Here is a 21,329-nt window from a genome sequence, read left to right as displayed (position 1 = left end):
CCGGTTGACTACAGCGGCTGCGTCTGCGCTTCCACCACCGCCAGCGCCACCATATTGACGATCCGGCGCACGGACGCGATGCGCGTCAGCACGTGCACCGGCCGGGTCATGCCCATCAGCACCGGCCCGACCGTTACGCCTTCCGAACAGGACACGCGCAGCAGATTGTAGCTGATGCGCGCCGCTTCCACGTTGGGCATGATGAGCAGGTTTGCGCTGCCTTTCAGCGGGCTGTCGGGCATGATTTCCCGCCGGATGCTTTCCACCAGCGCCGCATCGCCGTGCATCTCCCCGTCGATTTCCAGCTCAGGCGCGCGCTGTTGCACCAGCGCCAGCACATCGCGCATTTTCTGCGCACCAGGCGCACTGGAGGTGCCAAAGCTGGAGTGCGACAGCAACGCCACGCGCGGCTCAATCCCAAAGCGACGGACGGTTTCCGCCGCCATCAACGTAATATCCGCCAGCTGTTCCGGTGTAGGATCGGCGTTGACGTAAGTATCCGCAATAAACGTGTTGCCATTCGGCAGTAACAGCGCATTCATGGCACCGGCCACCTTCACATCACTCCGCAGGCCCAGCACGCGCTCCACAATCTCGTAGTGCTCGTTATAATCGCCGATGGTGCCGCAGATCAGCGCATCGGCCTCACCACGGTAGACCATGATGGCACCGATGAGGGTCGGATTACCAATAACGGCGCGCTGCGCCTGCTCGGGGGTGACACCGCGCCGCTTCATCATCTGGTAATACTCATTCCAGTACGCTTTAAAGCGGGGATCGGATTCGTTATTCACGATTTCAAAATCCTTTCCGGCCTCAATTTTGAGCCCCTGTTTTTCTAACCGCATGGCGATCACGTTGGGGCGACCTATCAGGATGGGTTTCGCCAGCCCCAGCGAGACCAGCTCCTGCGTAGCATGCAGCACCCGCACCTCTTCGCCCTCCGCCATCACCACCCGTTTCGGGGCTTTACGCGCCTGGGAAAAGATCGGCTTCATAAACAGGTTGGTCTTATACACAAACTCCGTGAGTTGCTCCCGGTAGGCATCAAAGTCAGCCACAGGCCGGGTTGCCACGCCGGACGCCATCGCCGCTTTCGCCACGGCAGGGGCTATCTGCACAATTAAACGTGGATCAAAGGGTTTGGGAATCAGATAGTCCGGTCCGAAGCGCAGGTCCTGATCGCTATAGGCCGAAGCCACTACGTCGCTTTGTTCCGCCTGTGCCAGTTCGGCAATGGCGTGTACGGCCGCCAGCTTCATCTCTTCATTGATGGCGGTGGCCCCCACATCCAGCGCGCCACGAAAGATAAACGGGAAGCAGAGCACGTTGTTCACCTGATTAGGAAAATCAGAACGTCCGGTGCAGATAATCGCATCCGGCCGTACGGCTTTCGCCAACGGCGGCAGAATTTCGGGATGGGGATTTGCCAGCGCCAGAATCAGCGGATCTTTCGCCATGCTTTTCACCATATCCTGCGTCAGGACATCCGGTCCGGAACAGCCCAGGAAAATATCTGCGCCCTGGATCACGTCGGCCAGCGTGCGCTTGCCGTGATCCTCCACGGCATAATCGGCTTTGGTGGCCGCCATATTGGGTTCGCGGTCACGGTAAATCAGCCCTTTCGAATCGCACACCTGAATATGGTCTTTCTGCAAGCCCAGCGCGACCAGCAGGTTCATACAGGCAATGGCCGATGCGCCCGCGCCTGACACCACCAGCCGTACATCAGCGATAGCCTTGTTGACGATGCGTAGTCCGTTCAGCACCGCCGCCGTACAGATGATGGCCGTGCCATGCTGGTCATCGTGAAACACCGGAATTTTCATGCGCTGCCGCAGTTGCTGTTCGATATAAAAACACTCGGGCGCTTTGATATCTTCAAGATTGATTCCGCCAAACGTGGGTTCCAGCGCGGCAATCACCTCGATCAGCTTATCGGGATCCTGTTCGTCGACCTCAATATCAAAAACGTCAATGCCCGCGAATTTCTTAAACAGAACGCCCTTGCCTTCCATCACCGGTTTCCCGGCCAGTGCGCCGATGTTCCCCAGCCCCAGTACCGCCGTACCGTTTGAAATCACCGCCACCAGATTGCCGCGCGCGGTGTACTTGTGCGCCGCCAGCGGATCGGCGGCGATTTCTAAACAGGGCGCCGCCACGCCAGGAGAATAGGCCAGCGCCAAATCCCGCTGGGTGGCAAGAGGTTTGGTGGGGGAAACCTGAATTTTTCCGGGAGTGGGATACTGATGAAAATCAAGCGCACTTTGCTTCAGTTGGTCATCCATTTGACATCCTTCTTCGCCAGGTAAGTGGATGTTCAGTATAGAAAGCACACCATCACAAAGCGGTGAGGCGGTTCAAAGAACCTTCTTTCTTAACGCACAGATTGCCACAGTCTACCCTGCGTCATTTTTCATGGCTGCTATCCTTAATGGCTGGACAGTCGTTATCCGCAGAAATGTCATCTCGGGTGGTTGCGCGCAACCCTCATCGCACAACATTCAGAGAAAACGCATTTTCACTGCACCTGGTCTGTTGCAATGTGGTGAGTCGGCGTTACTACGACGGGTAATGTCTGCACTGATTAGGGCACGAGGCCAGAGGTGTTCCCTTTTGTTACAACGTATTTTTCAAGGAGTGTAGAAATGAACCAGCTTGAAGCCCTTAAACAGTTCACGACCGTGGTGGCTGACAGTGGCGATATTGAGTCCATCCGTAATTATCACCCACAAGATGCGACGACTAACCCTTCGCTTATTCTGAAAGCATCTGCTCTCCAGCCTTACAAACATCTGATTGATGACGCCATCGACTACGCGAAAAAACAGGGTGGCAGCAAAGAAACGCAGATTATTAACGCCAGCGATAAAGTGGCCATTAACCTCGGTATGGAAATTCTGAAAAGCATACCAGGCCGTGTTTCGACCGAAGTGGATGCGCGCCTCTCCTTCGATCGTGGCATGTGCGTCACGAAAGCAGAAAAGCTGGTCCGCATGTATGAAGAGCACGGCATTGATCGCTCTCGCATCCTGATCAAACTGGCCTCCACATGGGAAGGCATTAAAGCCGCAGAAGAGCTGGAAAAGAATGGTATCCAGTGCAACCTAACGCTGCTGTTCTCCTTTGCCCAGGCGCGCGCCTGCGCCGAAGCCGGGGTTTATCTGATTTCGCCGTTTGTCGGCCGTATCTATGACTGGTACAACAGCCGCAAGCCCATGGACCCGTATAACGTCGACGAAGATCCGGGCGTGAAATCGGTGCGCCGTATTTACGATTATTATAAGAAGCATCGCTATGACACCATCATTATGGGTGCCAGCTTCCGTAAGGTCGAACAGGTACTGGCGCTGGCCGGGTGTGATCGGCTGACGCTGTCACCTAACCTGCTGGAGGAGTTGCAGAACAGCGAGGCGCCCGTAGAGCGTAAGCTTGAGCCTTCCACTGAATGTTTCCATCAGCCGTCGCCGCTGTCCGAAGCGGAGTTCCGCTGGGAACATAATCAGGACCCTATGGCGGTCGAAAAACTGGCAGACGGTATTCGCCAGTTCGCCGTTGACCAGCAAAAACTGGAAGATGTGCTGGCGGCGCGCCTGTAGTTTTTCCCCTCTTTTACCGGGCGGGCTCACTCCCGCCCTGATGCTTAACAAGGGAGACCCTTTATGTCCTCACGCAGAGAGTTGGCGAATGCGATTCGCGCATTAAGTATGGATGCGGTACAAAAAGCAAAATCCGGTCATCCTGGTGCGCCAATGGGCATGGCAGATATCGCCGAAGTGCTGTGGCGCGATTTCCTCAAGCATAATCCGACCAACCCCGCCTGGCTGGATCGCGACCGCTTTATCCTGTCTAACGGTCACGGCTCAATGCTGCTTTACAGTTTGCTGCACCTGACCGGGTACGATTTACCGATTGAAGAGCTGAAAAACTTCCGCCAGCTGCACTCCAAAACACCGGGCCACCCGGAAATTGGCTACACGCCGGGCGTGGAAACCACGACCGGCCCGCTGGGTCAGGGTCTGGCAAACGCCGTGGGTCTGGCCATTGCGGAACGGACGCTGGCTGCGCAGTTTAACCGTCCACAACACGATATCGTTGACCACTTCACCTATGTGTTTATGGGCGACGGCTGTCTGATGGAGGGGATTTCCCACGAAGTCTGCTCACTGGCCGGAACGCTTGGTCTGGGCAAACTGATCGGCTTCTATGACCACAACGGCATTTCCATCGACGGAGAGACCGAAGGCTGGTTTACGGATGACACGCACAAACGTTTCGAAGCCTATAACTGGCACGTGGTCGGTGAAATTGATGGTCACGATGCCGAGGCCGTGAAAGCCGCAATTAAAGAAGCGCAAAGCGTCACCGATAAGCCGTCACTGATTATCTGCCGCACGGTTATTGGCTTTGGTTCACCGAATAAAGCCGGTAAAGAAGAGGCACACGGGGCCGCGCTGGGTGAAGAAGAAGTCGCACTGACGCGCAAGCAACTGGGCTGGAATTATCCGGCGTTTGAGATCCCGCAAGAGATTTACCAGCAGTGGGATGCCAAAGAAGCTGGCGCGGCGCGCGAAAAAGCCTGGAACGATAAGTTTGCCGCGTATCAGCAGGCTTATCCTGAACTGGCCGCAGAATATACGCGGCGTATGAACGGCGAAATGCCCGCAAACTGGGAAGCGGAAACTGCCCGATTCATTGCCGATCTGCAGGCGAATCCGCAAAAAATCGCCAGCCGCAAGGCCTCGCAAAATTCACTGGAAGCCTACGGCAAAATGCTGCCTGAATTCCTGGGCGGCTCTGCCGACCTCGCCCCCAGTAACCTCACCATCTGGTCAGGTTCGAAATCCATCAAAGAGGATCCGGCCGGGAACTATATCCACTACGGTGTGCGTGAATTTGGTATGACAGCCATTGGTAACGGTATTGCCCACCACGGTGGTTTTGTGCCCTATACCGCGACCTTCCTGATGTTCGTCGAGTACGCCCGTAATGCCGCGCGCATGGCGGCCCTGATGAAGGCCCGCCAGATTCTGGTTTATACCCATGACTCAATCGGTCTGGGTGAAGATGGTCCAACCCACCAGCCGGTAGAGCAGATTGCCAGCCTGCGCGTTACGCCGAATATGAGCGTCTGGCGTCCGTGCGACCAGGTGGAAACCGCTGTGGCCTGGCAGGCTGCGATTGAGCGTCATCATGGACCTACCGCCCTGATCCTGTCGCGTCAGAATCTGGCACAGCCAGAGCGTACGGCGGAACAGGTGGCGAATATCAAACGCGGCGGTTACGTCCTGAAAGACTGTGAGGGCACGCCAGACGTCATTCTGATTGCCACCGGCTCTGAAGTGGAGATCACGCTGGGTGCAGCAACGAAGCTGACGACCGGCGGCCATAAGGTGCGGGTCGTTTCACTGCCTTCAACGGATCTGTTCGACGCGCAGGATGCGGCTTATCGCGAATCCGTGCTGCCTTCCGCTGTGAAAGCACGCGTGGCCGTGGAAGCAGGCATTGCAGATTACTGGTATAAGTATGTCGGGCTGGACGGTGCCATTGTCGGGATGACTACGTTCGGTGAATCTGCGCCAGCAGAAAAGCTGTTCGCGGAGTTTGGCTTCACGATAGAAAACATCGTCAGCCATGCCGAAGCCCTGCTGAAACCGGCATAATCCTCGCACTCACGCGATCCGGCTTCCTCAGCCGGACCGCGGTTTTGCTCTCAGCACGCCAGCCTGACGCTGGCGTGCTGCTTTCTGAAAACCCACCTTCTTCGGTAACCACGTTTTTCGCCGTGTCCGTTGCAATCAAATCCTTTTCCTCGCCCGGAAGCTCAATGGCTGGCAGCACAGAAACAATAAGTGTGATTAATGTTGCATCGCCCGTTCCGTTTCAGCGACAGTGAGGTGAACTCAGTTTTTCTGGTGATCTGCTGACGAGGTAAAGGATGAGAACGCAAAAGCGATGCATGGGCTATATTGCCGTGGTGGTTGATGATTACGACCGCGCCATTGAGTACTACCGGGATCAACTGGGTTTCACCCTAATTGAAGACACGCCCCAACCGGGCAAGCGCTGGGTTGTCGTCTCGCCGAACCCCGACAGCGACTGCCATCTTCTGCTGGCGCGCGCATCAAACGAACGTCAGGCCGGTTTTATCGGAGACCAGTGCGGTGGCCGTGTCTTTTTGTTTCTTCAGACGGATGATTTTTGGCGGGATTATCACGCTATGAAGGCAAAAGGGGTGCACTTTTGTGAGGAACCCAGACAGGAAGCCTACGGCACGGTGGTAGTGTTTGAAGACATCTATGGCAACCGCTGGGATCTTTATCAGAATGCCTGAGACGGGATTTAACTGACGCTAAAGACCCTTAAAAGTGCAAAGCCCTCTCGTCATTAAACATATGAAGTGAAGTGCTCGCGCCCTGGTAACATACGGTTGAAGCAGACGAAACGCGTCAGCAAGGCACCTTACAGGTCGCCTTGCTGACCTTAACAACCGTTACTTTAAAAAGTGGCTCAGCAGCAGCAAAGAGAGCGAAACGTTGATGGCTCCGCCGATACGCGTCGCGATCTGAGCAAACGGCATCAGGCCCATGCGGTTACCGGCGGTGAGAATGGCTACATCGCCCGTCCCGCCCTGCCCACTCTGGCAGCAGGAAACAATGGCGACATCAATGGGATGCATGCCAATCTTTTTCCCGACAAAGAAGCCCGTTGCGACCAGCGCACTGACCGTGCTGATAATGACCAGCAGATTGGTGAGCGTAAACGCGGTGACCAGCACATGCCACGGCGTAATGGCCACACCGACAGCGAACAGGACGGGATAGGTCACGGCGGTGCGGAAAAAGCGATAGACCACCTGAGAACCGGCCAGAATACGGGGCGAAACGCCATTGACCAGTTTCACCAGCACGGCCAGGAACAGCATCCCTACCGGCGCAGGCAGCCCTGTCATCTTCTGCCCCAGCATCCCTACCATATAGAGCAGCACCGCAAGCAGCGCCCCGGAGGCAATGGCCGTTACGTCAACTTTACCGGAAAAAACGGACTGCAGCGGCTCGGGCTCAACGTTCGTGACATTGGGCATCAGCTGGCCTTCCCCGGTGAGGTGCGGATAACGTTTACCCAGTTGGTTCAGGCAGCCGGAAATAATAATGGCGGTCACGCCACCCAGCATCACCATCGGCAGGATACGGCCCAGCGCTATGCCCTGATCCATATGGAGCAACGCCGCATAGCCGATGGAGAGCGGAATGGCCCCTTCGCCGACGCCACCCGCCATAATGGGCAGAATGATAAAAAAGAAAATCTGGAACGGCTCCAGCCCCAACGCTAATCCGACGCCCATGCCGACAATCATGCCCACGATTTCACCGCACAGCATGGGAAAAAAGATGCGCAGAAAGCCCTGAATCAGCACCGTACGGTTCATGCTCATGATGCTGCCGACGATGATGCAGCAAATATAGAGATAGAGAATATTGGTCGATTTATAGAACTGCGTTGTTGAGGTCACCACGATATCGGGAAGTAACCCGTAATAGACCAGCGCAGAGGGAATAAAGGTTGCGCAGATAGCTGCGGCGCCCAGACGGCCCACCACCGGCAGACGTTTACCAAATTCACCGCAGGCAAAACCAAAAAAGGCCAGCGTGGCGACCATGACGACGATATCGCTGGCCAGTTTCCCGCTCAGGCAGTCCAGTGCAATGAGCACACCGGCCAGCACAAACAAGGGAAGAGGGATAATCCCGACTTTCCAGTTATCCATAATATGCCACCACTGCTCCTTCAGGGTTTTTCTGCGCGGTGAACGGGCCAGCGTATCAGACAGAAAAGAATTATCAGGTGAGCGCATTATTAACCTCTTTGCATCATCGTTTTTTTTCAGAATGCCGTTAAAAAAAACGGAATTACGTGAAGGAGAAGGTATCTGGCATAAAGTTTTAATGGTGTTATTTCCAGAGCGTGATCCGCATCCTGATAATCGTCGTGGTGTTTATGGTTTTTATTCCCTGCAGCCATTGTTTGTCCTTTTATGACGCTTCCCTGCCCTCTGAAAACGATTTAATCCCATTAATATCAAACAGATAAACGCATGTAGTGTCTGTTGTTAAAAAGATGATACATTGAAGTTATTATTCCAAAATGCGCGTGACAGTCATGAAATTGTCATTTCAAACGAAGCTGTTTCTTTCGCTCGTTGTTTTTTCGTCTGTCCTGTTCGTGTTACTGGGAAGCTATTACTACGTCAGCATCACCCGGCATCTTTATCAGGCGATGAGCATGCGCGCCAAAGTTCAGGCTGATGAAATCGCGCTGATTCCGGAACTGAGAAAAGCGGTGGCGGATCGGGATATCCCGGCCATTAACGTGCTGATGCGGGCTATTGCCCGGAAAAGCGATGCCAGTTTTATGGTGATTGGCGATAACCGTGGCCTGCACCTTTTTCACTCGGTGACGGCGGACCGGGTTGGCAAACCCCTGGTCGGCGGAGACAACGCGGCTGTGCTGGCAGGGAAAAGTATCACCACCATCCGGACAGGCGGCCTGGGAATCTCCCTGCGCAGCAAATCGCCTATCCTGAACGATCGCGGGCAGGTGGTCGGTATCGTATCCGTTGGTTATCTCGCCCGCTATCTGGATGCCATCACGTTCAGCAACATGATCAACCTGCTGATCGTGGCGGCCCTGGTGCTTATCGCCCTGTTTATTTTCTCCTGGTTTTTCACCTGCAATATTAAAAAACAGATTTTCTCGCTGGAACCGCGCGAGATCGGCCTGATGGTCCGTCAGCAAAAAGCTATGATGGAATCGATCTATGAAGGCGTGATTGTCATCAATGAACATCTGCAGATCGAAGTGATCAACCAGGCCGCCCGAACGCTGTTAGGCCTTTCACAGTCCGCCGAGGCGCTGCGAGGGCAGTCTGTCAGCCAGATCATTTCGCCCGTCCCCTTTTTATCGCAGCCCGTGATGCTGGAGAAAGATACCCACGATGAGATTAGTCAGTTTAATGCGCTTACCGTCATCGCCAGCCGGGTACGTATCATGCTGGAGGACGCGCTGATGGGCTGGGTAATCTCCTTCCGCGATTTTAACGACATCGACTCCCTTAGCGCCCAGCTCAGCCAGGTGAAACGTTATGTCGATAATCTGCGCATTATGCGGCATGAGCAGCTTAACCGTATGAACACGCTTTCCGGGCTGTTGCACATGGGGCGTTTTGAAGACGCGATTGACTACATTGAGGCGCAGTCAGAACACGAGCAGGAGTGGCTGGACTTTGTCTCCGCACGCTTCAGCTCGCCACTGCTGTGCGGCTTGTTACTGGGCAAAGCGGCACGCGCCAGAGAAAAAGGCGTTATCCTCCACTTTGATCCCGCATGTCTGATGGACAAGCCCTTTCCCCCACTGTCAGAGGCTGAACTGATCTCGGTCATTGGCAATTTGCTGGACAACGCGATTGAAGCCACGCAACGCGCCCCGATGCCTCATGAACCTGTTGAAGTGCTGATTAAGCTCAGCGCCCGTGAGCTGATCATCGAAGTGGCGGATCACGGCGTGGGCATTGCACCTGCCATCCGCGAAAACATGTTTGAACGTGGCGTCACCACGAAAACCCGGGGCGATCACGGCATCGGGCTGTATTTAACAGAAAGCTATATTACCCGCACAGGGGGAACCATTGAGGTCAGCGACAATGTGCCACGTGGCGCCATTTTCTCGCTGTTTATCCCCTGCGCGCAAACCCACCGCTGTCCCGTAACGGAAACGGAGAAGGTCCGCGATGCAACATGAGCCTGTGACTGTCCTGATTGTGGAAGATGAGCCTGAACTGGCTCAGCTTCATGCCGAACTGATTGGTAAACACCCTGAACTCAGGCTGATCGGTATCGCCGGGTCACTCGCAGAAGCCAGACAGCAGCTTGCCATCAGTGCGCCACAGCTGCTATTGCTGGATAATTATCTGCCCGATGGCAAAGGCATCACCCTGATTGGCGATCCGTTGCTGGCCCACGCAAACTGTTCCATTATTTTTATTACGGCGGCCAGTGATATGGATACCTGTAGCCAGGCCATCCGCAACGGTGCCTTCGATTACGTCCTTAAACCTGTGTCCTGGAAACGGCTTAACCGCTCGCTTGCCAACTTTATCGCTTTCGCAGACCAGCAGCGCACATGGAAGATTGTCGATCAGAAAAATGTCGATGTCCTTTATCAGCTACAGGCGAAGAACTACCCGCACGATAACGGCAGCAAAGGTATTGAGGAAACGACCCTCGCACGGGTCCAGACACTTTTTACGCCAGCCACCACGCGGCTTTTTTCGGTTGATGAGGTGATGGCCGAAACCGGGCTCAGTAAAACAACCGCCCGTCGCTATCTGGAGCACTGCGTGGAAACCGGCTTTCTGACGGTAGAAATGCTGTATGGCAAAGTGGGCCATCCCAGGCGCATGTACAAACGGCCATGAACTGCGGCGCGCCACGCCGCCAGTGCAGCGGCTCGGTCCGGCGGCCTCTGCGGGGCAAAACATATCCCCCGTCCGCTGATGTCCATGGCCGCCATCGCCAGCTGACTGTAATCTGAAATAAAAAAAACTGTGCTTTGCTCTTCCCGTCATCCTTAAACTGATTACTATAGGTTTTCACCCGACTCCTATAGCGAAGCCCTCTCCGTTGAAAATGCGCACTCCTTATTTACTGGCTTTACTGGTTTCTTTGCTTCCCCTTAAAAGCATGGCGCAGGTTGCGCCCGATCCCTTACTGGCCTCCCAGATTGTCGATCGCTATGCAGAGCATATCTTTTATGCCAGTGGTGCCACCGGCATGGCCCTGGTGGCAATAGACGGTAATCAGCGCGTCTTTACCAGCTTTGGTGATACCCGGCCCGGCAACAATATTCGTCCGCAAAAGGATTCGTTAATTCGTATTGCCTCGCTCAGTAAATTAATGACCAGTGAGGTGATGGTAAAAATGGCCGAGCGCGGCGAGATTCGTCTGGACGATCCGCTGAGTAAGTATGCGCCTCCGGGAAAACGGGTCCCTGGTTTCGACGGTCAACCGATTCGGTTGATTAACCTCGCCACTCACACCAGTGGCCTGCCGCGCGAGCAGCCCGGCGGTAAGCCGCATCGTCCGGTTTTTGTCTGGCCTACGCAAAGTGAGCGCTGGAACTGGCTGAACACCGCCAGCCTGAAAGCGGCCCCCGGCACCAATGCGGCCTATTCCAACCTGGGTTACGATCTGTTGGGTGATGCGCTGTCACGTGCGGCGGGTAAACCCTATCCGGCCCTGTTTCAGCAGCTGATCACCCGCCCGCTGGGCATGAAGGACACCACGTTTACCCCGTCACCCGAACAGTGCGCCCGTTTAATGGTGGCGGAAAAAGGAGCCAGTCCGTGTAATAACACGCTGGCGGCTATCGGCAGCGGTGGCGTCTATTCAACGCCGGATGATATGGGACGCTGGATGCAGCAGTTTCTGAACTCCTCTGTGAATCGCCGCACGCCACAGATCGATCGCCTGCAGACATTAATCTACCGTCGCGATCAGCTTCACAAGGTGGATGGAATGGACGTGCCAGGTAAAGCCGACGCTCTCGGCATGGGTTGGGTTTATATGGGACCGTCAAAGGGGCGTCCGGGGATCATTCAGAAAACCGGCGGTGGCGGGGGGTTCATCACCTATATAGCGATGGTGCCGCAGAATAATGTGGGCGTTTTTGTGGTGGTGACCCGATCTCCCCTGACCCGCTTCACGCCAATGAGTGACGGTGTAAATAACCTGCTGGCGGAGTTGGTGGGCAATCAGACCGGTTCCCCCATGATGGTGCAGGCGATTCCTTAACGGCTGCCATCCGCAGAGGCTGACTGGCTTACCCAGAGCGTGGGCCAGTCATCGCTGCTGTGCCAGGCATCGCAGGTTGATTCTTCGGCATATTCCGCTAACACAAAGTGCTCACCGTTAAACTGCCAGCGGGACGCTGTACCGCAGTCGCCCAGTCCCCGCCCTTTACCAAAGGTGTAAAGCTGGCCAGTTGCCGCATCGTAATCCGCATTAATCAGCTCCAGCTGGCGCTCTCCTCCCTCGGGCGGCGTAAAGGGTAACGTCAGGCTGACACCGCGTGCCACATAGGGCGGCGCACGCGTCACTTCAAACGCCCGATCGATCACGTTATACGCCCCCATCTCACAGCTCACCAGCAGCAAGGCTTTTTTGTCCGTCAGCGGCGAGACGCTGACTTCGCGTCGCAGTGGATCGAGCGAACAGGTGTCTGAATTAACCCGCCAGGTGCCGTAATCGATCAGGCCACTGGTTTCTTCCCGCGTCAGCGGTACAGGCGCGGCCATGGGAGGTGGCAGTTGCGGAATCGCCGGAGCAGCAGGCACGCCGTTGCGTTCGCCCCGTCGAACCCAGGCGCTCATGCTATTCACCCGCCCCTGCACGTCGTCCATGTACAACAGGGCCGCTTTCATGCCACGCAATGAAACCTGTGGGCTGGCGCTGAACGTCAGCTGCAGATTTTTTGCATCCATGGTGAGTTCAAGAAATTCGTTAATGGCAATCGGGTTACGGGTCGCAAGATGATGCGGTTCAACGTCCCAGTGCTTGAAATCAGGACGAAGACGACGCTGATCCACCAGCAGATTATCTTTGAGCGCCGGCCCCGGCAGCGCACCACTATAGGCACTGCCGTAATCAATACGTAACAGGGGCTGGTCATCCGCCCCGGCATGTCGCGACAGGGTCATCACCAAACCACGGTCACCCTGCGTGCTGCGCGCAACGCAAAAGGCCGCGTTATTGCAGGTTAACTGCCAGTCAGAAAACAGTTTCTGCACCGGATCAGCCTGGACGGCGGCGACCATGAATAAAGGCAACGCAAACAGCGATTTCATCCTGTACCACATTAAGAAAATCGAGCCCCAACTTCTCTGAGTGGAAGATGATAGCGCAATCGCGCACGTCACGACGTTCGCATTCTGTGAAGTGCCCAGCAAGCGCAACTAACTGCCTAAAAAACATCCATTTTGCAACAGCCGTAGCGCCCTGTCGTGCGCAATGCGGTCATCATGCGTATTCGTCAGCGTTCTCTCAATCGGATTCGTCGGACTATCCGGACAGGCAAAGCGGTCAAATACACATAAACGGGCAAAATCGGGCATGATAGAGTCGCTGCAGAATGCAGGATAAAATGTTCACAGCGGATCCTGAGACCGCTAAATAACCCTTATTTAGTGAGACAAATCACTAAACAATATTATTGCTTTCATTTCGTTTCATTAAAACCCAACACTGATCTCTTTATGCGCGTTGTAAAAACAGGTCCTGCGTACCCACGCTCAGGCCACATTTTTGCCGCGTGCCTTCCAGTACTTTATAGCCATCGGAGGCCATTATGTTGCCGATTGAACGCCAGCAGAGAATTATCGATGAATTAATGTGTAACGGACGGGTTATTGTCGCTGAACTCACCGCGTTATGTCGGGTTTCTCAGGAAACGATTCGCCGCGATTTAGCACAACTGGAAAAGAAAGGTATTTTACAGCGAAGCCATGGTGGTGCGGTTCCGGCTAAACGACACAGTGCAACGCTACAGGTTAATAATCGCGAGATTAATGAATCTGAATCGTCTTTTCGTCAACGCGTAAACGAACATGTTGACGCCAAAATGGCAATCGCGAAACGCGCGCTGGATTTTATTAGTGTGGGCGACTGCTTATTACTCGACAGTAGTACCACGTGTTTTTATCTGGCACGGCAATTACCGGATATTGAATTAACGGTATTAACCAATTCGTTACGCATTGTCCAGACGCTGGCAGCGCGCGGCAGTATTCGCACCATTTGTCTGGGCGGAGAATATTCAGATCGTTATGAAGATTTTCACGGCATTGTTACCGAGCAGCCGTTAAAAGAGTTTCAAATAAATAAGATCTTTTTTTCATGCAGCAGTCTGGGCAATGACGGTTATTTACGCGAAGGAAATGAACGTCATGCACATTTAAAACAACAGCTGATTCTGGCAGCAGAACGAAAACATTTATTAATGGATAGCTCTAAGTTTCTTCGGCCCTCATTCGCGCGTATTTGCCATTACCGTGATGTGGATTTTCTCATTACTGACCAGTTGAAAGATAAAGAGCTGGAACAGGAACTGGCCTGGAACGGCGTCAATATTATTGACTGCTCGCAGCGCCCCCAGTCTGTGCAGCTTATAAATAATTAAATGGAGCCTTTATGAAAAAACAGCTTATCGCCTGTTCGTTGTTCGCATTACTGGCTTTTCAGTCCCATGCGGCGGACAAAATACGCATGGGCATCGTGGTGAAAATCGGTGGTATTCCGTGGTTCAACGCTATGGAAGCCGGAATTAAAAGCGAAGCGGCCAAACGCGGCATTGACGCCTGGATGGTGGGGCCGACCGCAGCCGATCCTGCCCTGCAGGTGCGTGCCATTGAAGATTTGATTGCCCAGAAAGTGGACATTATCGGCGTCGTCCCCAACGATCCCAAAGTGCTTGAGCCCGTCTTGCAGCGCGCCCGTGAAGCCGGCATCAAAGTCATTACCCACGAATCGCCAGGCCAGAAGTTTGCAAACTGGGACTTTGAATTAGTGGATGCCGCAACGCACGGCATCAATCATATGAAAGCGCTGGCGCAATGTATGCATGACGAAGGGAAATACGCCATATACGTGGGGAGCCTGACGGTGCCGCTTCATCAGCAGTGGACCGATGCCGCGCTGGATTATCAAAAGCAGCACTATCCCAACATGCAGTTGGTTACGGACAAATTTGGCGTAGGCGAATCCCTGGACGAGTCCATCCGTACCACCAATGAACTGATGTCTAAGTATCCCGATCTGAAAGGCATTTTAGCCTTCGGTTCGCAGGGCCCTATTGGTGCCGGTCGCGCCGTTATGAACCGCAATAAAACCAATCAGGTCTGTGTCATTGGGGCGTTCAGTCCGGGTCAGGGCGCGCAACTGGTTAACCGCGGGGCGATCAAGGGCGGCTATATCTGGAATCCACATACCGCCGGTGAAGTGTTTATCCGTATTGCCGAGAAGGTGGAGAAGAACGAACCGATTACGGACGGTATGACGATTGACGGCCTGGGCAAGGTGAAAGTGGATCAGACAACGCACACCATTCTGGGCAACAACACGGAAAGTCTGGATAAAGCTAACCTGCCTAACCTGATCAAGCTGGGGCTGTAATGATGCAATCGGTCGCGCCGCAAAGGCTTATCACCCTGGAAAAACTGTCGAAAACCTTTGGGGGGAATCGTGCTCTGAGCGATATCTCGCTGACCTTGCTGGCGGGCGAAGTGCACTGCCTTGCCGGTACCAATGGTTGTGGCAAAAGTACGCTCATTAAAGTGATATCCGGCGTACATGCGCCGGATCGTGGCAGCGAAATTCGTTTAGGTGACGGAGACCGCTTGCCCCGTCTCTCGACTCAGCAGGCCAGAGACTTTGGTATTCAGGTCATCTATCAGGATCTGTCCCTGTTCCCGAACCTGAGCGTGGCCGAAAACATCGCATTTGAACACAATCTGCGCGGGTTATTTGGCTGGCATCAGCGCAAAACCCTGGTTGACAGTGCCCGGCGTATTGTTGAGGAACTGCAGTTTGACCTCAATCTTGACGAGAGTGTCGCGCACCTTTCCATCGCTCAGCGACAACAGGTCGCCATTTGTCGCGCGCTGGTGGCGGATGCGCGGCTGGTGATCATGGATGAGCCCACCGCTTCCCTCACCCGTACCGAAGTCAATCAACTGCTGCGCACGGTACGCTATCTCAAACAGAAAAAGATTTGTGTGGTATTTGTCAGCCATCGCCTGGACGAGGTGCTGGAAATATCAGATCGCGTAACCGTCATTCGCGACGGCCGCAAGGTTGGCTGCTGGCCGGCGCAGGCTATGACGCCGCACCATCTCACCGAGCTGATGACCGGGCAAAAACTTGATTATCAGTTAAAAACCCCTACGCGCAACGGTGATCGGGTCATTCTGGAAGTGGAAAACCTGCACCGTGCAGGTCAGTACCACGATGTTAATTTTCGGCTGTACGAAGGTGAGGTGCTGGGGCTGTGTGGTCTGCTGGGATCGGGACGTACTGAGCTGGCTCTTTCCCTGTTCGGCATGACCCGGCCAGACCGCGGCAGGATCTGGCTGGACAGTAAACCCGTGCGCTTTCGCAGTCATGAAGATGCCATCAAAGCCGGGATTGGTTATGTATCTGAGGATCGCCTGACGCTGGGGCTGATTCAGCAACAATCGGTGGCCGACAATATGGTGCTGCCCATTCTTAACCAGCTGCAAAACCGCTTCCACCTGATTGATGAATACCGCAAGAACAAGCTGATTCTTCAGTGGATTCAGCAACTGGGCGTGCGCGTTGCCGATCCACAGTTAGCCATCTCAACGCTGTCCGGCGGCAATCAGCAAAAGATTGTGCTGGCGAAATGGGTCCTGACGCAGCCGCGCCTGCTCATCCTCGATTCGCCCACCGTCGGCGTGGATGTGGGGGCAAAAGCGAGTATCTATCAACTTATTCACGAACTGGCACGCGAAGGCCTGTCGATCATTTTGATTTCCGATGAAGTCCCCGAGGTCTGGTACAACTGCGACCGCATTTTGCATTTCCGCGAGGGCACCATCCAGGCCGAATATCAACCAGACCGCATAGCGCAACAGCAACTGGCGGAGGTGATCAATGCCTGATTTTTCCCGTTTACGTCCTCATTCCAGCCAGGGCTGGCTGACGTGGGTATTGTTGCTGTTCATTGTGATTTTCTCCTTCGCCAGCGACCAGTTTCTGACCGTGCAAAACCTGCTGGATCTGGCCGAGAGTTACGCGGTTACCGGCATTTTCGCCCTCGGACTGTTTGTCGTGCTGGTGACCGGCGGCATTGATATTTCCTTTGCGGCCGTCGCCTCTGTGGTGCAGTACCTGATCGCCTCGCTGTTTGTGCATTACCAGTTTGCTAACGCGCCGCTGAGTATTGCACTGGCGATAGCCTGCGGCACGCTGTTTGGTGTCATTAACGCCTGGCTGATCACCTGGCTCCGGGTCGTCTCCATCATCATCACCATTAGTATGCAGTCGCTGCTGTTTGGCCTGCTGATGTGGGTGACCGGTGGACGCAGCCTGTATCAGCTTCCGGACTGGTGGATCACGCTGCGTAACGTGCTGCCGTTCGAATGGCAGGGACAAGCCTTTCAGCTCGGCCTGCCGCTGCTCATCCTGTTGCTCATTGCGGCGCTGACAGCGGTGCTCCTCAACAAAACACATTTAGGTCGTCAACTCTATGCCGTGGGCGGCGATGCGGAATCCGCACGGCGTATCGGGATTCGCGTTGGCCTGATCTCCCTCTTTGCCTATGGCTGGCTGGGGGCCATGGCCGCGATTGGCGGACTGGTTCAGGTCTACCGCATGGGTGAAGTCGTCCCCAACGCCCTGGTGGGCGGTGAGCTGGATGTGCTGGCGGCAACCGTACTGGGCGGAGCCAGTCTGATGGGCGGCAAGGGCACCGTCAGTGGAACCTTGATGGGGGTTTTCCTGATCGCGGTTCTGAAGAACGGACTCAACCTGATCGGCGTATCCAACTACTTCATGAACATCGTGGTCGGTACCGTCATTATGGCCGCCATTGCTGTCACCCACTTTAAGAAGCGCAAAGAAACTGACGTCAGCTTTGTCTGAGGAGAGAAACAGAGATGAAAAGATTCGCTGCGTTAAAACCGGATGGCACCAATGTTGGCCTGCTACTTCTGATTGCCTTCTCGCTGGCGCTGTTCGGCATTCTGTTACCCGGCCGCTTTTTTACCGACGCCACTTTCCTCAGCATGGCGTTCCAACTGCCGGAACTGGGCTTACTCACCCTGGCGATGTTTATTGCCATCCTGAGTGGCGGACTCAATCTGGCGATTATCACCACCGCCAATCTGACCAGCCTGTTTATCGCCTGGGTCTTACTAAACAGGGTGCCGGACGGGGCCGGAACCGCTCAGCAACTCGTGTGGTTACTGCTGGCAGTACTGGGTGCGATGCTGATTGCTGCACTCATTGGCCTGATTACCGGCGTCATGGTAACGCGCATTGGCGCACATCCCATCCTGGTGACGCTGGCAACCATGATCACGATTAACGGCATCGGTATCTGGCTGACCAAAGGCGCGGCGGTAAGCGGTATGCCTCCCGTTGTAAGGGCTCTGGGTGCCGATACCTTACTGGGTGTGCCGTTGCCGCTGTGGCTCTTTCTGCTTGCGGCCGCCCTGCTGGCCCTGTTTCTGGGCAAAACCCGCGCCGGTAAGTGCATCTATATGGGCGGCAGCAACATCAACGCGACCTGGTTTAGCGGCATCAACACGCACCGCATGGTGATGCTGGTATATATCCTTTCCAGCCTGTTGTGCGTACTGGCGGGGCTGGTGATGATGGCGCGCTTTAACTCCGCCCGCATGGGTTATGGCGATGCCTATCTCTTACTCACCGTGCTGGCCATCATCCTTGGCGGCACCGATCCCAATGGCGGCTTTGGCCGGGTCACCGGCGTCGTGCTGGCGCTGATCGCACTACAAATTCTTTCCACCGGGTTCAGTCTGATGAACATCAGTCCGCACGTCAGCCTGGCAATGTGGGGCGCGGTATTGATTGTGGTGCTGGCCGTTAAACAGGGCAAAGCCCGACTGAATGAGAGCCGGGCCGTAACGCGCAGCAAACGTTTAAGCGCGGCCCTGAATCCCTTGACTGAGAAAAAGGAAGTATGATGCGTATTCAAATCTCGCCGTCATTAATGTGCATGAATCTGATGGAGATTAAACAGCAGCTGGCGGTCCTGAACACCCGCGCTGATTTCCTGCACGTTGATATCATGGACGGGCATTACGTCAAAAACATCACGCTGTCGCCGTTCTTTATTGAGCAAATTCGTCCGCATACGCCCGTAGCGATAGACGTTCACCTGATGGTGGAACAGCCGACCGATTTTATCGAGGCCGTCGCGAAAGCGGGAGCAGACTATATCTGTCCGCATGCGGAGACCATCAACCGCGATGCCTTCCGGGTGATCAACCTGATCCGCAGTCTGGGGAAAAAGCCGGGCGTGGTTTTAAATCCCGCTACGCCCGTGTCGTTTATTCATCACTATATTCATCTGCTGGAGAAGATCACCGTAATGACGGTCGATCCGGGTTATGCCGGGCAGCCATTTATTCCCGAGATGGTGCAGAAGATCCAGCAGCTTAAGGCCCTGAAACAGGCACAGGGCTATGACTTCCTCATCGAAATTGACGGCTCCTGTAATCAACGAACCTACCGCACGCTACTGGAGGCGGGCGCAGACGTGCTGATTGTCGGCACCTCGGGCCTGTTCAACGTGCATGACGATCTCAGCACCGCCTGGGACATGATGCGCAGCAGCATTGATGCCGCACAGGGACTGGCACAGGAGTCTGCATGAAACAACGCTGGCTTGGAATGGATATCGGTGGCACCAGCACCCGACTGCAACTGATGGAAGACGGCCAGCACTGGTGCGGATTCCGTAAAATAGCGACCGCCAGTTGGGCACAGCAAACGGATGCGCTTCACGCCCTGGGCGATGTGATTATTGACACGCTGGCGTCACAAGCGATTAGCGGCGTAATGCTCGGGCTCCCCGGTATACTCAGCCGCGATCGTCAGCAGGTTATCTCGTTACCCTTTATTCAGGCACTGGATGGGCAACCTGTGGCAGCCCAGTTGAGCAAGCGACTGGGCGTGCCGGTCGCCATGGATAAAGACGTCAACCACCTGATGTTATGGGACCTGTTACAGCTTGATGCCCTGCCCGACAACGCGGTGGGATTGTATCCCGGCACCGGTTTAGGCAATAGCCTGTGGCTGGAAGGCCGCTTTTATCATGGTCATCATGGCGGCGCGGGTGAACTGGGGCATATTCCCCTGCCCGGCAATGACCTGCCCTGCCCGTGCGGCAATCGCGGCTGTGCGGAAACGCTGATCTCCGGTCACTGGCTGAGCCAGTGGGCGGCGACGCATCAGCCGGACACCGCCCTGTCACAACTGTTTACGCGACACGGGGATCATCCCGATCTGCAGGCCTTCGTCCAGCGGCTGGCGCACCTGATCGCCAGTGAAATGAACATCCTCGATCCGGAATACCTGATTCTGGGCGGTGGCGTGCTGGCGATGGCCGGTTTTCCGCTGGCGCAGTTACAACACCACATTCAGCGCAGTTTGCGGCCGCCCGTCACGCGCCACGGTTTACGGATCGTGTTCAGTCATGCCACCGATTACACAGGCTGCCGTGGTGCCTGCCTGGCTGCCGAACGCCACTTTGGAGAGCGAAAATGAAAGGCAAAGTCTGTGTGTTTGGTTCATTCAATCTGGATATTGTCGCCGGTATGCGCCGCTTTCCCCTGCCGGGCGAATCGCTGATTGCTCAGCACAGCATGATGGGACCGGGCGGTAAAGGTGCGAATCAGGCCACCGCCGCACTGCGCGCGGGCGCCCGGGTGCACTATATTGGCAAAGTGGGCAAGGACGACTTTGGTGTGTTTGCCCGCCGCCATCTGGAAAAAACCGGGTTTGATGCGATTACACTGTTCACCTGTAAGGAGAAACCCACCGGCAATGCGTTGATCTACGTTGCCGGAAACGACGCCGAAAACATGATTTCCGTCTATCCGGGCGCCAACCTTACCGTGACGGCGGCGGAAGTCACGCGCTGCAAACCCACCGTCGCGGCGGCGGACATTCTGCTGGTCCAGCTCGAGAACAACCTGAGCGCGATACAGCGCATGATTGATAATGCGCGGGCCGCCAATACCTTTGTGATTCTTAATCCCGCGCCGTTTCAAAAAATCAGCGATACGTTGCTGGCAAAAGTCGATCTGCTGACCCCGAACAGTACGGAAGCGAGGCTGCTGACCGGCATCAACGTCAACGATATCCGCAGTGCCCGGCAGGCGGCAGAAATTCTGCATCGCAAAGGGGCGCGCCAGATCATTATTACACTGGGGACGGCGGGTGCGTTACTGTCTGACGGCCAGCAGCAACGGCATATTCCCGTGTTTCCTGCCACCCCGCTGGATACGACCGGCGCGGGCGATGCGTTTAACGGCGCGCTGGCGGCCAGGCTCGCGGCGGGCGTTGCGCTGGATCAGGCGGCGCTGTATGCGGCCGCGTTTGCCTCATTATGTGTGGAGCGACCGGGTGCGGCCCATTCGATGCCTTCGTATGCCGAGGCACTGGCGCGTCTGCAGGCGCACCCGGAGTGCGTCGCCGACAGCGTGATGACGTGCGTATAAAGCGGAA

The 21,329-nt window shown here is 55.3% G+C and carries 17 protein-coding genes; 14 read left to right on the top strand and 3 right to left on the bottom strand.

All coding sequences use genetic code 11. The annotated features are described in order from the left end of the window. Positions 1–8 precede the first annotated feature (8 nt). On the bottom strand, positions 9–2,288 hold the full coding sequence (gene maeB / locus C1N59_RS05980) for an NADP-dependent oxaloacetate-decarboxylating malate dehydrogenase (protein WP_172912873.1): 2,280 nt from the start codon (positions 2,286–2,288) through the stop codon (positions 9–11). Positions 2,289–2,648: 360 nt separating this feature from the next. On the opposite strand from maeB, the gene tal reads away from it, so the two are divergent. The 3 genes from tal to C1N59_RS05965 all read left to right on the top strand — a co-directional run bounded on the left by tal (position 2,649) and on the right by C1N59_RS05965 (position 6,334). Continuing rightward, positions 2,649–3,599 carry a transaldolase gene (gene tal / locus C1N59_RS05975; protein WP_033740815.1) on the top strand — a complete coding sequence of 317 codons (951 nt, stop codon included), beginning with the start codon at positions 2,649–2,651 and terminating at the stop codon, positions 3,597–3,599. Positions 3,600–3,662: 63 nt separating this feature from the next. After that, positions 3,663–5,663, top strand: a complete 2,001-nt coding sequence (gene tkt, locus C1N59_RS05970) for a transketolase (protein ID WP_033740817.1) — start codon at positions 3,663–3,665, stop codon at positions 5,661–5,663. Between the two features lie 275 nt (positions 5,664–5,938). Further along, positions 5,939–6,334 (top strand): VOC family protein, encoded by a 396-nt coding sequence (locus tag C1N59_RS05965; RefSeq protein WP_039339885.1) that lies wholly within the window; start codon positions 5,939–5,941, stop codon positions 6,332–6,334. Positions 6,335–6,493: 159 nt separating this feature from the next. Here the strand turns inward: C1N59_RS05965 and C1N59_RS05960 are convergent, their stop codons facing one another. Then, positions 6,494–7,855 (bottom strand): 2-hydroxycarboxylate transporter family protein, encoded by a 1,362-nt coding sequence (locus C1N59_RS05960; protein WP_394550424.1) that lies wholly within the window; start codon positions 7,853–7,855, stop codon positions 6,494–6,496. A gap of 305 nt (positions 7,856–8,160) precedes the next feature. Between C1N59_RS05960 and C1N59_RS05955 the strand changes: the two genes are divergently transcribed. The 3 genes from C1N59_RS05955 to ampH all read left to right on the top strand — a co-directional run bounded on the left by C1N59_RS05955 (position 8,161) and on the right by ampH (position 11,849). Continuing rightward, positions 8,161–9,798 carry an ATP-binding protein gene (locus C1N59_RS05955; RefSeq protein ID WP_394550423.1) on the top strand — a complete coding sequence of 546 codons (1,638 nt, stop codon included), beginning with the start codon at positions 8,161–8,163 and terminating at the stop codon, positions 9,796–9,798. Then, positions 9,788–10,474, top strand: coding sequence for a response regulator (locus tag C1N59_RS05950; protein WP_054633367.1), 687 nt, complete (start codon positions 9,788–9,790; stop codon positions 10,472–10,474). Before C1N59_RS05955 ends, C1N59_RS05950 begins: the two co-directional genes overlap by 11 nt. 211 nt (positions 10,475–10,685) lie before the next feature. After that, positions 10,686–11,849, top strand: a complete 1,164-nt coding sequence (gene ampH, locus C1N59_RS05945) for a D-alanyl-D-alanine-carboxypeptidase/endopeptidase AmpH (RefSeq protein ID WP_172677644.1) — start codon at positions 10,686–10,688, stop codon at positions 11,847–11,849. On the opposite strand, the gene C1N59_RS05940 is transcribed toward ampH, so the two are convergent. Continuing rightward, a complete protein-coding gene (locus C1N59_RS05940; protein WP_006118388.1) occupies positions 11,846–12,913 on the bottom strand; it encodes a DUF1176 domain-containing protein in 1,068 nt (355 codons plus the stop codon). The genes ampH and C1N59_RS05940 overlap by 4 nt on opposite strands. Before the next feature lie 488 nt (positions 12,914–13,401). Between C1N59_RS05940 and C1N59_RS05935 the strand changes: the two genes are divergently transcribed. From C1N59_RS05935 to C1N59_RS05900, 8 genes are read left to right on the top strand one after another with little or no spacing between them, the layout of a single operon-like run. Continuing rightward, complete coding sequence (locus tag C1N59_RS05935) at positions 13,402–14,232, top strand: DeoR/GlpR family DNA-binding transcription regulator (protein WP_054633364.1); 831 nt, start codon at positions 13,402–13,404, stop codon at positions 14,230–14,232. A gap of 11 nt (positions 14,233–14,243) precedes the next feature. Beyond that, the gene (locus C1N59_RS05930; protein WP_054633363.1) at positions 14,244–15,224 is read left to right on the top strand and encodes a substrate-binding domain-containing protein; all 981 of its coding nucleotides are present in this window, start codon (positions 14,244–14,246) and stop codon (positions 15,222–15,224) included. A 2-nt stretch (positions 15,225–15,226) separates the two neighbouring features. Then, on the top strand, positions 15,227–16,732 hold the full coding sequence (locus C1N59_RS05925; RefSeq protein WP_394550790.1) for a sugar ABC transporter ATP-binding protein: 1,506 nt from the start codon (positions 15,227–15,229) through the stop codon (positions 16,730–16,732). Next, the gene (locus tag C1N59_RS05920; protein WP_033740829.1) at positions 16,725–17,714 is read left to right on the top strand and encodes an ABC transporter permease; all 990 of its coding nucleotides are present in this window, start codon (positions 16,725–16,727) and stop codon (positions 17,712–17,714) included. The genes C1N59_RS05925 and C1N59_RS05920 overlap by 8 nt, the downstream gene beginning before the upstream one ends. Positions 17,715–17,728: 14 nt before the next feature. Further along, positions 17,729–18,781, top strand: a complete 1,053-nt coding sequence (locus C1N59_RS05915; RefSeq protein ID WP_033740830.1) for an ABC transporter permease — start codon at positions 17,729–17,731, stop codon at positions 18,779–18,781. Continuing rightward, positions 18,781–19,473, top strand: coding sequence for a D-allulose 6-phosphate 3-epimerase (gene alsE / locus C1N59_RS05910; protein ID WP_006118382.1), 693 nt, complete (start codon positions 18,781–18,783; stop codon positions 19,471–19,473). Before C1N59_RS05915 ends, alsE begins: the two co-directional genes overlap by 1 nt. Continuing rightward, entirely contained in the window at positions 19,470–20,366 is an 897-nt protein-coding gene (alsK, locus tag C1N59_RS05905) for an allose kinase (RefSeq protein ID WP_054633362.1), read from the top strand. Before alsE ends, alsK begins: the two co-directional genes overlap by 4 nt. Continuing rightward, entirely contained in the window at positions 20,363–21,322 is a 960-nt protein-coding gene (locus C1N59_RS05900) for a ribokinase (RefSeq protein ID WP_033740832.1), read from the top strand. Before alsK ends, C1N59_RS05900 begins: the two co-directional genes overlap by 4 nt. Positions 21,323–21,329 lie beyond the last annotated feature (7 nt).

The organism is Pantoea sp. SGAir0183 (genome assembly GCF_043545505.1).
This window is presented reverse-complemented; position numbering and strand designations above follow the sequence as displayed.